This window comes from Streptococcus macacae NCTC 11558 (assembly GCF_000187995.2).
Taxonomy (GTDB): domain Bacteria; phylum Bacillota; class Bacilli; order Lactobacillales; family Streptococcaceae; genus Streptococcus; species Streptococcus macacae.
Map to the genome: position 1 here is coordinate 1,012,381 of NZ_AEUW02000001.1, position 12,474 is coordinate 1,024,854.

At 43.1% G+C, this 12,474-nt stretch carries 15 protein-coding genes; 3 read left to right on the forward strand and 12 right to left on the reverse strand.

Annotated features, from left to right (window positions below; all coding sequences use genetic code 11):
• Window positions 1-164: 164 nt before the first annotated feature.
• Complete coding sequence (leuB, locus tag STRMA_RS04785) at window positions 165-1,202, reverse strand: 3-isopropylmalate dehydrogenase (protein WP_003079165.1); 1,038 nt, start codon at window positions 1,200-1,202, stop codon at window positions 165-167.
• Between the two features lie 13 nt (window positions 1,203-1,215).
• The gene (locus STRMA_RS04790) at window positions 1,216-2,769 is read right to left on the reverse strand and encodes a 2-isopropylmalate synthase (RefSeq protein ID WP_003080753.1); all 1,554 of its coding nucleotides are present in this window, start codon (window positions 2,767-2,769) and stop codon (window positions 1,216-1,218) included.
• Window positions 2,770-3,182: 413 nt separating this feature from the next.
• On the opposite strand from STRMA_RS04790, the gene STRMA_RS09475 reads away from it, so the two are divergent.
• Window positions 3,183-4,331 carry a low temperature requirement protein A gene (locus STRMA_RS09475; protein WP_003078552.1) on the forward strand — a complete coding sequence of 383 codons (1,149 nt, stop codon included), beginning with the start codon at window positions 3,183-3,185 and terminating at the stop codon, window positions 4,329-4,331.
• Between the two features lie 50 nt (window positions 4,332-4,381).
• Here STRMA_RS09475 and STRMA_RS04800 read toward each other — a convergent pair whose 3' ends face one another.
• From STRMA_RS04800 to STRMA_RS09355, 4 genes are all read right to left on the reverse strand, one after another.
• Window positions 4,382-4,660 (reverse strand): type II toxin-antitoxin system RelE/ParE family toxin, encoded by a 279-nt coding sequence (locus STRMA_RS04800; RefSeq protein WP_003081199.1) that lies wholly within the window; start codon window positions 4,658-4,660, stop codon window positions 4,382-4,384.
• Window positions 4,647-4,901, reverse strand: a complete 255-nt coding sequence (locus tag STRMA_RS04805; RefSeq protein WP_003078996.1) for a type II toxin-antitoxin system RelB/DinJ family antitoxin — start codon at window positions 4,899-4,901, stop codon at window positions 4,647-4,649. Before STRMA_RS04805 ends, STRMA_RS04800 begins: the two co-directional genes overlap by 14 nt.
• Window positions 4,902-5,064: 163 nt before the next feature.
• Window positions 5,065-5,694 carry a hypothetical protein gene (locus tag STRMA_RS04810; RefSeq protein ID WP_003082147.1) on the reverse strand — a complete coding sequence of 210 codons (630 nt, stop codon included), beginning with the start codon at window positions 5,692-5,694 and terminating at the stop codon, window positions 5,065-5,067.
• A gap of 9 nt (window positions 5,695-5,703) precedes the next feature.
• On the reverse strand, window positions 5,704-6,240 hold the full coding sequence (locus STRMA_RS09355; protein WP_003079889.1) for a TetR/AcrR family transcriptional regulator: 537 nt from the start codon (window positions 6,238-6,240) through the stop codon (window positions 5,704-5,706).
• A gap of 338 nt (window positions 6,241-6,578) precedes the next feature.
• Here STRMA_RS09355 and STRMA_RS04820 point away from each other — a divergent pair, with 338 nt between their 5' ends.
• Together STRMA_RS04820 and STRMA_RS04825 are read left to right on the forward strand one after the other, a co-directional pair.
• The gene (locus STRMA_RS04820; RefSeq protein WP_003078529.1) at window positions 6,579-6,848 is read left to right on the forward strand and encodes a hypothetical protein; all 270 of its coding nucleotides are present in this window, start codon (window positions 6,579-6,581) and stop codon (window positions 6,846-6,848) included.
• Between the two features lie 46 nt (window positions 6,849-6,894).
• Window positions 6,895-7,116 (forward strand): hypothetical protein, encoded by a 222-nt coding sequence (locus STRMA_RS04825; RefSeq protein WP_003080391.1) that lies wholly within the window; start codon window positions 6,895-6,897, stop codon window positions 7,114-7,116.
• A gap of 305 nt (window positions 7,117-7,421) precedes the next feature.
• On the opposite strand, the gene STRMA_RS04830 is transcribed toward STRMA_RS04825, so the two are convergent.
• From STRMA_RS04830 to STRMA_RS04855, 6 genes are all read right to left on the reverse strand, one after another.
• Window positions 7,422-8,444 (reverse strand): NAD-dependent epimerase/dehydratase family protein, encoded by a 1,023-nt coding sequence (locus tag STRMA_RS04830; RefSeq protein ID WP_003079828.1) that lies wholly within the window; start codon window positions 8,442-8,444, stop codon window positions 7,422-7,424.
• Between the two features lie 96 nt (window positions 8,445-8,540).
• Complete coding sequence (locus STRMA_RS04835; RefSeq protein ID WP_142743719.1) at window positions 8,541-9,503, reverse strand: alpha/beta hydrolase; 963 nt, start codon at window positions 9,501-9,503, stop codon at window positions 8,541-8,543.
• A 21-nt stretch (window positions 9,504-9,524) separates the two neighbouring features.
• Window positions 9,525-10,262 carry an SDR family oxidoreductase gene (locus STRMA_RS04840; protein ID WP_003080717.1) on the reverse strand — a complete coding sequence of 246 codons (738 nt, stop codon included), beginning with the start codon at window positions 10,260-10,262 and terminating at the stop codon, window positions 9,525-9,527.
• A 1-nt stretch (window position 10,263) separates the two neighbouring features.
• Window positions 10,264-10,689, reverse strand: coding sequence for a MerR family transcriptional regulator (locus STRMA_RS04845; RefSeq protein ID WP_003081656.1), 426 nt, complete (start codon window positions 10,687-10,689; stop codon window positions 10,264-10,266).
• A gap of 153 nt (window positions 10,690-10,842) precedes the next feature.
• Window positions 10,843-11,292 carry a dihydrofolate reductase family protein gene (locus STRMA_RS04850; RefSeq protein WP_327078756.1) on the reverse strand — a complete coding sequence of 150 codons (450 nt, stop codon included), beginning with the start codon at window positions 11,290-11,292 and terminating at the stop codon, window positions 10,843-10,845.
• Window positions 11,293-11,637: 345 nt separating this feature from the next.
• On the reverse strand, window positions 11,638-12,465 hold the full coding sequence (locus STRMA_RS04855) for an SDR family oxidoreductase (protein ID WP_040841552.1): 828 nt from the start codon (window positions 12,463-12,465) through the stop codon (window positions 11,638-11,640).
• Window positions 12,466-12,474: the final 9 nt, after the last annotated feature.

Below are 12,474 nucleotides of genomic sequence, written 5' to 3' on the forward strand. Positions count from 1 at the left end.
ACTGTATACTACAATCATATCTATCAGTAAACCTCTTATACTTAACATCAATTAATTTTCTATAACACTGCTGATTCTTTAAGCCTTCGTTTTAATCAGAAATGATAAAAATCTAAAATAACTCTATTTCAAATAGCTAAAAAAATTTAAAAAGGAATTTCCATTTAAAGGTTAGCAATAATGGATCTTGTCATCTGTTTAGTATCAGCAGATCCCCCTAGGTCATGCGTTAGAATCCCTTTCATTAACGTTTTATCAACAGCCTTTTCAATCATTTCAGCACCAGCCATTTGGCCAAAGCTGTCACGCAGCATCATCGCAACTGACAAAATCATAGAAATAGGATTAGCAATACCTTGCCCAGCAATATCTGGAGCAGAACCATGAATCGGCTCATAAAGACTTGGCCCACTTTCAGAATGACTGGCAGAGGGCATGACACCAAGTGTCCCTGGTAAAACCGAAGACTCATCCGACAAAATATCTCCAAACAGATTCTCAGTGACAACGACATCAAAGCGCGCTGGATTAGTAATCATAATCATAGCTGCACTGTCTACTAATTGGTGCTCCAAAGTGACATCTGGATAGTCTCTAGCGACTTCATCTGCTAGCTTTCTCCAGAGCTTTGAAGTGGCTAAAACATTTTGCTTATCAATACTAGTCACTTTTTTAGAACGACCGCGCGCGATATCAAAAGCTTTGCGTAAGATTCGGCGGATTTCATCACTAGAGTAATCATTGCTGTCATGAGCTGAATCCTCATTCAAAGTGTGTTCCCCAAAGTAAATACCGCCCGTCAGTTCACGCACTACCACAAAATCAACACCGTCAATACGTTCTGGCTTTAAAGGGGACAAATGCTTAAGAGCATCAAAAATCTTGACAGGGCGAATATTAGCAAAGAGATTAAGCTCCTTACGAATAGACAGCAGACCTTGTTCAGGACGAACAGGAGCCTTGTCATATTGAGGGCTGCCAATAGCAGCTAACAGAATCGCATCCGCAGATTTGGCAGCTTCCAAGGTAGCAGCAGGCAGAGGATGTCCCGACGCATCAATTCCTGCACCGCCAAAAGCCTTGGCCTGTGTTTCATAAGCAAAATCTATTTTTTGAGCAACTGCTTCAAGCACTTCCAAACCAGCCGCCATGATTTCTGGCCCAATGCCATCTCCTGCCAGTGTTACAATTTTTTTAGTCATGCTAAGTTTCCCCTTAGTATTCTTTTTCTGATAACTTGCGGCCAAATTCACCTGCATTTTCTTTTTGGACAAAAGTATTGGCATTAATATAAGAAATAGCACTGGCTTTCAAAACATCAAAATCGATACCAGAGGCATTGAAAATCGTATCTGTATCCACATTTTCAACAGATACAATAACACGCGCCTGAGCGTCAATACCATCTGTAACTGCTTCAATAGTATAGCTGACCAATTTAACGGTTTGATTAAAGAATTTGTCAATAGCATTAAAAATAGCTTCGACAGAACCCTTGCCATTAGCAAAGATTTCAACTTCTTCCCCATCACCATTAATCATAATAACTTGTGCTGTAATCGTATCATCAGCATTGGAGGTTAATTTTAAATCTTTAAAATGGAAGCCTTCAGGATTTTCAATATCATTGCCTGTAACCAGAGCTTTAACATCTGCATCTGTAATTTCATGCTTCTTATCCGCCAATGCTTTAAATTTAGCAAAGAGATCTGCTATTTCAGATTCCTCAAAATCAATGGATAATTCTTTTAATTTTTCAATAAATGCATGGCGCCCTGATAACTTCCCAAGCGGAAGCGAACTCTTCTTAACGCCAACCAATTCAGGAGTAATAATTTCATAAGTCAGCGGGTTCTTAAGAAAGCCATCCTGATGGATACCTGATTCATGCGAGAAGGCATTTCCGCCTATGACAGCCTTATTCTTAGGAATAGGAATACCTGAATAGCGTGAAACTAATTCGGAAGTATCAATTGTTTCATTTAAAACAATATCACTTTTAGCATTATAGTAATCAGAGCGAATATTAAGAGCAACAGCTACTTCTTCAAGCGCTACATTTCCTGCACGTTCACCAATGCCGTTAACAGTTCCCTCAACGCGTCCAGCTCCATTTTTTATGGCAGCGAGCGTATTAGCTGTTGCCATCCCTAAATCATCATGGCAGTGAGGGCTGAAAATAATAACACGATCAGATTTGACATTTTCAATCAGATACTTAAAAATATTGCCAAATTCAACCGGCGTTGTAAAGCCAACTGTGTCAGGAATATTGATATAAGTAGCTCCCGCATCAACGGCTGTCTGCACTACCTGAAGGAGATAATCCAATTCTGTACGCGTCGCATCCTCGGGTGAAAATTCAACCACATCAAATTTTGAACGCGCATAGGCTACATGTTCTGTAATAGCCTCAAGAATTTCTTCTTTAGATTTTTTAAGTTTGAAATGACGGTGAATAGGGCTGGTTGCAATAAAAACATGACATTGAGGATAGCGGGCATCTTTCAAGGCTTCGTAGCAGGCATCAATATCAGACTTTACAGAACGGGCCAAACCAGATACTGCTGTTGTCGTCATTGCCGCTGCAATTTGTTTAACAGCTTCAAAAGAATCAGGACTGGCTGCCGGAAAGCCCGCTTCAATGGAAGATATTCCCCATTTTTCAAGCTGTTTTGCAATAGCAACCTTTTCTTTTATTGAAAAGTTAACACCTGGTGTCTGTTCACCATCCCGAAGTGTTGTATCAAGAAATTCAACCTTTTGCATAAGATTACCACCTTCTAATTGGAAAATAAAAAAACATCTCGCTGAAAGCCAAACGAGATGTTTCTTTTCCCGCTTGGTAAGCCAAACAGGACTAATGCTTTTGCATTAGCCCGAATACCGCAATAATAAGTTAAAACGTATCATTGAAGCCATTTGACCTCTTCCTTTCGCTGTATGTTGTTAATATCTTAACCTTTTTTAGAATGATTGTCAAGAAAATTTTAATAATTTTCTGAAAATAAGTCCCCTTTTTACTTGCAGCTAATTGAATTACACCTCCTATTTCTACAAATGGCTTTCATCCAGTCCTAAAATTCGTCTTCATTGACTTTTAGGCAGATTTCTTTTAAACTAGGTGAGGAAATTTTTGACATTACAAAATTTTTACATTATAAAAATAGAAAGAACTTGATATGCCATCTCTGATTAAACACAAGCGAGTGGAGTTCACAGAACTCTTCTATGACCTGGTCTTTGTATACGCCATCTCCAAAACAACAGCTCTCATCCACCACCTCCATCATGGGGTTCTGACCTGGAGCTCCATTTGGGCCTTCCTCCTGGCTCTCCTGATCCTGGTCAACAGCTGGATGATCCAGACCGTCTTTACTAACCGTTACGGGAAAAATTCCCTCTTTAATATCCTGATCATGTTTACCAATATGGGTATCCTACTCTTTATTTCCAACATGATCACCAATGACTGGGAGGGCTACTTTGCTACCTTCTGCTGGGCTGTCGGCAGTCTAACCCTGACCCTCTTCCTCCAGTATCTGGCGGAATACTCCAAGAAATCACACAGCCCAGAAGCCAAGGACAGCATGAGGAGTTTTCTGGTCATGACAGGCCTGCGCACCCTAGCCCTCTATATCGCGGCTCTTATGCCGATGAGCATCGGGGTCCCCATTTACGCTATCGGGATTATCGGAACCTTCGTCATGCCGCTGATCTTCACCAAGGGCAATCCCAACTTTGGGGTCAACATGCCCCACTTGATTGAGCGGGTGTCGCTCCTCGTCATCATCACCTTTGGCGAGATGATTATGGGTATTGCCAATTTCTTTACACCTGAGAATTTCACATTTAACTCCGTCTTTTTCTTCCTCATGATGGCGGCCATGTTCCTCTACTACTTTGGCCAGTTTGACCATGCTATTGACGAGACTGCGGATGCCAAGGGACTCTTCTTGATCTACAGCCATTATCCTATCTTTATCGGACTGATCATGACGACCGTTTCCATGAGCTTTCTGATGGAGCATGAAGCCAATCACCTCTTTGTGGTAGCCTTCCTTTATGTCGGTCTCTTCCTCTTCCAATGGGCAGTGCTGGCTAATAGCAAGTTTAACAAAGACTACCTGCGTCTCAGCCGCAACTATTACTTGGTGGAAGCTGGATTCTTCCTGGCCGGCTTGATCCTCAGCCTCATCTTTGCAGCCAATTTCAATCTGGTCATCATCATCACGACCGTCATGCTCATTGCTATCCAGCTCCACTTCGCCTTCTTCTACACTAGTCAATCCCGAAAACATAAGGGAAATGCTAACTGGGATCTTATTTAATTTACTATAGATAAAAAGCACTTGGAAAATGACCAAGTGCTTTTTAATGTTTAAAATAATTCATCGTGTGAACCAGTCCTCGTCAATACCAAAACTAGCCTCTTTTGTTCAACTTTGTAAATTAAGAGCCAGTCTGCTTCAATATGACATTCCTGATACCCTTTATATTGCCCTTTTAAAAAATGATTTTTATAGCGACGATAAAGCGTTTCAGTTTCGCCTGAAATAATCAACTCTAACACATTTCTTAATTTGCTTACATCCCGGTGTTTTTTCAGTAAACGTTTATAATCACGTTTAAACTCTGAGGTACGTTCAATCCTCATCATTCAAATCCTCAAAAAGAGCATCTAGGCTCGGAAAAGACTTAGTCAAACCATGTTCAGCTTCATAAAATGCCTGCATGGTCTCTGGGCTGTAGCGACTAACAGAAAAAGGAATTCCTTGAGTTTGAATACTTTTCTTTAAAAACATGGTAATGGCCGTTGACATGTCAAGACCCAAATCCCGATACAGTTCTTGTGCTTCTTTTTTTAAATGATCATCTACACGGACAGAAATCGTTGTCATTTTCCCCACCTCACATTCAATTTGTATATACATTGTAATACATTTGCATAAAAATAGCAAACAATCACCGTCCTAAAAACAATTCCTCATCCGTTTACCTAAAAACTAAGATTTAAAATACTCCTATAAAATAAGCAGCTGACAGTTGTCAAGTGCTTTTTAGCTACTTCTGTTTTCTATGAATCAGATAGAGACCGACCAGGACAAAGCCCAGACTGATAGCCATTCCAAAGAGTGGAGTGGACTTTGCTGCAGACTCTCCCCCTTCAACAAAGGTCAGAATCACCCGCTGGGTGGTGACAATGGAAACCGTCGCATCTACCAGGCTGAGCAAGCGGATACTAATTACCTCCGGATCCTTGGACTTGCGATTGGATATAAAGCCCCAAATAGAACTGCCCAGCTTGACAAAAGCAATAGTCGCTGTCATCAGCATATAGCGATGGGAGATCTCTTCCACTGGACGAACGCGGTAAAAATAAAGATTAATCAAAAAATAAACCAAACCCAGCAGGATGATCAGCACTCCTGTTATCCTTATGATCCTAGACCTATCCTGAACTAGACCCCGCTGCGCTCTGGAATAGGAAAAGACATTTAGGATACGAATCAAGGACAAAATAAGCTGGTAACTCCCATTAATAACCAGAAAGACCGACCAGCTCAGCCAAGCCAGGACCAGCATGCCCAAACTATAGGCAACATTTCGTACTGTGCTAAAAGAAGCAAATAGAGCTGTCCGGTGCCCCTTGTCTTTATAGACTTGAAATAGGGATAAGATTTTTTCTTTCACTGCTGACTCCTAGTTTAGTTCCTTTAAAAAGAGATCCACAATCTGCTCAACTGGCATCTGACAGTCATCCGCCAGCCACTGGCGCATCATATAATGAAATCCAGCCTGTACATAGACGATGGACATGAGCAATTCTTCCTCAGTCTGTTTTTTATAACGTGGCTTTTGAAGAAGGAAATCCTTAAACTGGTCATAAGAACGCTGGATAGGAAACTGAATCTGTGCAGAAGTCATGAGCTTGTAAGTCTCCATTTCGTCCTTGATATGCTGGAAAAAGACCAGAAGATTGGTCCGAGATAGGAAGTCTCGGCCAACTTCCCCCATCTTTTGAGAAAGCCGGTCGTTCATCTTGTAGACTAATTTTTCGTTGAGATCATAGACGTCTAAATAATGGTAATAAAAGGAAGAGCGATTAATCTGGGCTTCCTTGCAAATCTGACTGACCGTAACCTTTTCCAGCGGCAGCTTCTTTCGTAGAACACGATATACCTCCTCGATCCGATCTTCCGTTTCCTGGTACTGTTTATTTTTCTCTGTATTTGCCATCTGCCTACCCTACCTGTTTTTTTCCTATTATAGCATAAGCTGGACAAATCATTCAAACATTATCCCAACACTTGTATCGACATTGATGGTTGTTACTTGTCTCAAAGCTCCGTATAATAAATCTTGTCAATAAAACAACGAGGCTGAGACAAAAGTCCTTAATCTCGTCAGATTTTTCTGAGTTACTTGCAAGACGCAGTGGTTGAGTGGGCTCTATTCGGTTGATAAATCAACCTTTACAGCCCTACTCAACTGTGCGGGAGTAGGACAAAAATCGAATTTCTTTGAAATTACCGATTTTTGTCCCACTCCCCCTCCCATAAAGAAAGGTTCCAACTATGAAAAAATCAACCAAAATCGCTATCGCTGCCGCTCTTACAACTGTTGCTCTGGCTGGTATGTATGCTGCTTACAAGGCACCAAATGGTCAGGTCAATTTCACTGATAATGCGGTTGCAAAGACCATCACCTCCGCCTATCAGGCTACAGAAAATGCTGCTGTGACAGGCTGGGAGAAAACAGAAGATTTCTTCGTTTCTAAGTTCTTCGCTAAAGACGGCGAATCCACCCAAGAAGCTAAGGAACGACTTCAAACAAAGAACGATTAATCGCCTAAACCTATTACTCAAACAAAGAATCAAAAGGAGAAAAACTATGACAATGGCTAACATCAATGACAAAATCGCTAAAGCTATAACAAAAGGCTACGAGACAACTGAACACATCGCTGTCAATGGCTATAAAAAGACAGAATCTGCTGCCATCAAGGGCTGGAAGAAAACTGAGAACTTCTTTGTCGGTAAATTTTTCAAAAAGAATGGTGAAACAACTCAAGAAGCCAAAGAAAGACTTCAAAAAAATGATAATCATAATTAATAGGTGATAACTACTAAATAGAAATAAAAGAACAATAAGGAAGCAAGAAGGAGAACATACTGTGACAATGGCCAACATCAATAACAAAATCGCTAAATCTGTTGTAAAAGCTTACAAAAAACAGAAACTACTGCCCTTAATGCTTGGGAAAGAAATGAAAATTTTTAGAAAAAATTGGATAATGATGAGGATTTTTTCTAAACCATCAAAAAAGAGGCCTTGAGATAGCCTTTATTGGTCATTACAAGACCTGCGCTGTTTGGCGGATGATGATTTCATTGATGGAGGTGTTTTCTGGGGTGTCATTAGGCAAGATCTGCAATCATTTTTTGAAGACCAGGGACAATACTGTCCTCTGGACTAATATATTGGTAGGTGTAGAAATCAGGATATTTAGTCTGATAATACCTCTCTCCTGTCAGACGCTTAGTCATATCTTTATAAAATGAAGTCGCTTGATAGGGTTGCCAGCTAGCCAATTGGTCTTCAATAGATAAGAGTCTCGGTAGGCCACCAAAGAGAGCTTCAGCTTCTGCTCCTGACAAGGTTTCCTGACTAATGTTCAGCAGTTCTCCAAACGATAGGCTATAACTCAGACCTAAGACACGCTTGCCATCGGCATCAGGATTGGTCATGAGTGCTACTTCCAGACCTGCCACATCACGCACATCAATGCAATCCATGGGGCCATCTGGCAGCACTTTTCGATTGGCTAAATTGGCATAAACCATATCATGCTGCCAAGGGGTAAAGCTCGGTCCGACAATATTCATGGGATCCACAATCGAAACAGGGATATGACAGATAGCGGACAGATCCAGCAGACGTTTATCTTCAGCAACCTTGGCGACCATAAATTTATCATAGGGATAGTCTGGCAGGTCAAGGTTGGTCCAATCATCTTCTGTTAAGACAAGTTTGTCATCATCTATTGTCCCAAAGCCAATGGCACCCCCCGAACCCAGATGAACAATTTTTTGGACTGTTCCTACTTGATTAACGGCCTTAAAAAGGTTGTCAACAGCTAAAATTTTGGTTGCCGCAAAATCCTCTAGGGTCTCTTCCTTACCTGAGAAAGGGGCGCTGTTGTTAAAGAGCCAAGACACACTGGCTAAAGTTTGAACCAGCTTTTCCTGCTCCTCCTCTTTCAAAATATCCAGACGGATACCTTTAATCTGAGGCAGACGGCGCTGTAAGTCATCCATTTTTTCTTGGCTGTTATAGGTCCCCACGATGTTGGTAAAGCCTTGGTCGCTGAGTTCCTTAGCCAGCCAGGCTCCTGTGTAGCCCGTAATACCAAGAATGGCAATCTTATCTTCTTTCTTCATGATGTTATTCCTTTCTTTGTCATAAAGACATTACTCACTAGCAACAAAGACGATTTTTATCCGTTCAGATTTTAATAAACTGACAAAACAGGCTTATTATTTGTTTGCTATCTGCAATTGATGACTTTCCAGATAGGTCCAGATATGATTGGATACCTCTGAAAATGAAGCATCTAAAAAGCTGTGACCAGCACCGACAATTTCCTGATAAGTCGCATGCGGATAGGTTTGGGCAGCCTTTTTAGAGTAGTCCGTTGGCACCAGCCAATCTCGACTACCATGCAAGATTAGGGCCGGCTTGTCAAAGCTACTGATTTCCTGATAAAAGTCCATATCCCAGATGTCTGTGACATATTTTCTTCCCATAGGGAACCAGCCCAGATAGTTTGGATAGTCTGGTACTTCTGATAGAGAATCGTAGGCTTCCTTGATGGCATCCTGAATCACAAAAGCTGGATAGAGTAGAATCAAGCCTGAAACCTGCTGACTTTTCTTGGCAGCAGTCAAGTCAGAGACAAGACCACCCTGGCTGGCCCCAAAAAGAGTGATTTTTGAGGAATCAATACCGGACCAGTCTTGGCTTGCTTCTACGACAGCTTCCAGATCAGCAACTTCCGTCAATACGGACATCGTATGGGTATCGCCATCGCTCCTGCTACTTGAACTCCCACCGGCAAAGTCAAATACATAAGTCGCCACATCTCTCTCAGCTAAAAATCTTGCATAGGTCTCTCCATCTTGGTGAGTATTGCCTAACTCATGAGCAAAGATGACTAGAGGAGCTTTATCCAGACCTTCTGGTCGATAGAGTTTTCCGTAGAGTTTCCCTGAAGGACCTTCAACGCTTTTCTCTGAAATCTTATAGGTAAATCTCATGTTTTGTTGACTTTCTACATTTGATGAGCTATTGTCGCTCTTACTCGGTAGACTGGTTGATGAGGACTGAGCTTGACAAGCCGTCAATAGTGCTGTATAGACGAGGGCGGATAATATCTTGAAAAGGGATGATTTTTTAAGAAACATCATTTCTCCTTCTTTTGAAACATCAACAATTATCACCCCCTAATCCAATTGGCTTTTTTACAAAGTTTGCGCTGTTGGGCGGATAATGATTTCATTGATGGAGGTGTTTTCAGGGGTATCAATGGCAAACTGAATGCTGCGAGCCACTTCCTCTGCTGGGATGGCCAAGGCCGCATAAAAGCCAGCTAGATTTTCCTTGACAGCTGCATCTGAGGCGTGTTGAGGCAGTTCTGTATCGACTGCTCCTGGCGAGATAACCGTTACACGAACATTGGACTGGGCCATGGCTTCCTCTTGGCGCAGGGATTCACTGGCTGCCCAGACACCAAATTTGGTAGCAGCATAGACACCAGTCGTCGCGCCTGCTTGGTGGGCTGAGAGAGATGCCACATTGACAAATTGCCCTGACTCTTGCGAACGCATAGTTGGCAGGGCTGCGTCAATACCGTAGAGGGTTCCTTTGAGATTGACATCAATCATGCGATCCCATTCTTCCACCAGGCCTTTTGAAAACTCTGACAGGGGCATGAGACCAGCATTGTTGACCCAGACATCAATACGTCCATAGGTATCAAGCGCCGCTTGAGCGATTTTTTTGTTTTCTTCGAGTTTTGACACGTCGGCTAGGACATAGATAGCCTCTCCACCTGCTGCCTGGATGTCAGCCACCAAGGCTTCCAGACGATCTTGACGACGGGCTGCGAGAACGACTTTGTTGCCTGCTTTGGCGAGGGTTTTGGCTGTTGCCTCACCAATGCCGCTTGATGCTCCTGTGATAACGATAACTTTTGACATATTAGTGTGCTCCTTTTTCTTCTTGTTCTTTCCGAATGGCTAGATAGGCTTCATAGCGCTCTTGCTCGCTATAGCCCTGGGCTTGTAGGTCTGCTAAATGCTGGTGGATCCCAATCTTTTCAATCAGGAAATCCCGCGTCGCAGTCAGCTCAGCGATTTGCAGATCCAACTCTGGCAAGGTTCTTTTTAAGAGCTGGGTCGATAATTGATGATTGTGAAACTCTTTCATGATCTGCCGGATATCCTCCAGGGACATCCCGACATTGCGATAATGGGCGATGGACTTGAGCGTATCAACCGAAGCCTCATCAAAATAGCGAATCCCATTTTCATTGCGGGGAATGGTCACCAGACCTTCCTTTTCATAAAAACGGATAGTATGGGCTGACAATCCCGTCTCAGCAGCAATATCTTTGATGGTTTTCATGAATCCTCCTTTCTTAATTGTCACTAGTTTATCAGCTTAGACCAGGTCTAAGTCAAGACTTTTTTGAAATTTTTTTATTTTTTTCGATAAGTCAGATGCAAGGCACCTGAATCCAAGCGCCTGCTAGCTTCCAAGGCGTACTGGGACTGACTATCATAGACCTGATCGCCAAGCTCTGGTATCGCTATTTCCCTCAATGAGCGGCGCCAGCACTAGGCTGACCTCGTCAATCAACTCAGCCTTAGCAAAGGCGCCATTGATAATGCCTCCACCCAGTAGGTAAAAGGTCTCCAGCTGGAAATAGCGCTGCAGTTTTTCCAAAATCAGCTGCACATCCAAATCCCGGTTCTGACCTGCAAATATATAGGAAACACCGACAGACTGCAGATAGGCCAGATAGGCATCTGAAACAGTCTCGCTCAGGATGGTGACCACATGGTCACCATGCCTTTCAGGAAATTCCTCACCGATAGTCGAAGAACCCCAAGCCAGCTTGCCAGACGGATCCAGGGCAATAGCAAAGGAAGTTGCAGCCTCATCTGCGATAAAATCCTGCCGTTTCACTGTCTGACCAGCAAAAGCCTGCAGATCCAACTCTGACACCAGTGGGACAAACTCCGCAAAGGTAGCCCGACCACAGATCCAGTTGTTGCCCTGATAGGCCTCCAAAATCTGATAATAGTCTTCTATGTACGGCTTACAGTCCTCTCTTTCCAAGTACTGGCCCGTTACCCGGCCATCCATGGACAGCAACATATGGCAAATAAGAGAATAAGATTTCATAGCTCGCTCCTTTCTCGCTTATACTACTAGTATACAACCTTAGAGTCGGTCTAAGTCAAGGCTTTTCTACTATTTTTTTAAAATTTTTTCAGGCACAAAAAATCCCTCTCAACTCAATGAAAGGGAAAGAGGCAAGACAAAATATCCACCTCTCCAAACACGATGTTACAACTCCCCGTAATAGTAAGCAGCTGTTGCACCACCATCAATCAAAAAAGTTGATCCTGTGATAAAACCCGCCCGTTCACTCATGAGGAGTTCTGCTAGGTCCGCAATTTCATCAGCTGTACCGGGACGCCCTGCTGGGGACTTGGCAAACATATTTTTGTAAAAGTCTCCACGAGGACCATTGAACTCATCCAGAGCCAAGGGAGTCACGACAATGCCTGGAGCAATGTCGTTGATACGGGCTCCCCTCTCACCCCAGCGAACAGCCTCATACATGACGCGTTTTTCATTGGCCCGTTTGGCCAGCTGATAAGCATGGAGGCTATTGTCAATCTGGTCCGCTTGGAGGAAATCCAGCTGCAGCAAGTCCTCGGTGTCAGTCATGGCTAGAGCTCGGTCTTGTTCAGCTGTCAGAGCTGGCATGCGGTGGCCTGACTGACTGGAAATAGTCACGCCTACACCGCCTGCTGCGATGACCTTGCCGACTTCCTCTAAGAGAACTGCTGTTCCGTAAAGATCCACCTTGAGAATAGTCTCAATCGACGCCTGAGAGGGGGAGACACCCGCACCATTGACCAAGTACTTGATTGGACCAAAGCTCTGACCAAGGGCAATCATCTCTCGGATGGAGGCACGAGATGAAAGATCCATCTCCATTACTTCGACATCAAAACCAGCTTGCCTCAATACCAGACCAATCGCTTGAGCATTTTCCAAGCTCTTATCACCCAGGATGATCTTCTTCCCAGCACCCATCCGACGGGCAATAGCCAGAGAAATCTGACCTGCACCAACCACCAAGATTACTTCTTTTGGTCTATTCATTTCTTTTCC

Bases quoted from the DNA above. Each gene is read 5' to 3' on its own strand.
- STRMA_RS04800 (WP_003081199.1), bottom strand. From the start codon at position 4,660: ATGATGAGGATTGAACGTACCTCAGAGTTTAAACGTGATTATAAACGT.
- STRMA_RS04855 (WP_040841552.1), bottom strand. From the start codon at position 12,465: ATGAATAGACCAAAAGAAGTAATCTTGGTGGTTGGTGCAGGTCAGATT.
- STRMA_RS09475 (WP_003078552.1), top strand. From the start codon at position 3,183: ATGCCATCTCTGATTAAACACAAGCGAGTGGAGTTCACAGAACTCTTC.
- STRMA_RS09355 (WP_003079889.1), bottom strand. From the start codon at position 6,240: ATGGCAAATACAGAGAAAAATAAACAGTACCAGGAAACGGAAGATCGG.
- STRMA_RS04805 (WP_003078996.1), bottom strand. From the start codon at position 4,901: ATGACAACGATTTCTGTCCGTGTAGATGATCATTTAAAAAAAGAAGCA.
- STRMA_RS04790 (WP_003080753.1), bottom strand. From the start codon at position 2,769: ATGCAAAAGGTTGAATTTCTTGATACAACACTTCGGGATGGTGAACAG.
- STRMA_RS04840 (WP_003080717.1), bottom strand. From the start codon at position 10,262: ATGTCAAAAGTTATCGTTATCACAGGAGCATCAAGCGGCATTGGTGAG.
- STRMA_RS04820 (WP_003078529.1), top strand. From the start codon at position 6,579: ATGAAAAAATCAACCAAAATCGCTATCGCTGCCGCTCTTACAACTGTT.
- STRMA_RS04830 (WP_003079828.1), bottom strand. From the start codon at position 8,444: ATGAAGAAAGAAGATAAGATTGCCATTCTTGGTATTACGGGCTACACA.
- STRMA_RS04825 (WP_003080391.1), top strand. From the start codon at position 6,895: ATGACAATGGCTAACATCAATGACAAAATCGCTAAAGCTATAACAAAA.
- STRMA_RS04845 (WP_003081656.1), bottom strand. From the start codon at position 10,689: ATGAAAACCATCAAAGATATTGCTGCTGAGACGGGATTGTCAGCCCAT.
- leuB (WP_003079165.1), bottom strand. From the start codon at position 1,202: ATGACTAAAAAAATTGTAACACTGGCAGGAGATGGCATTGGGCCAGAA.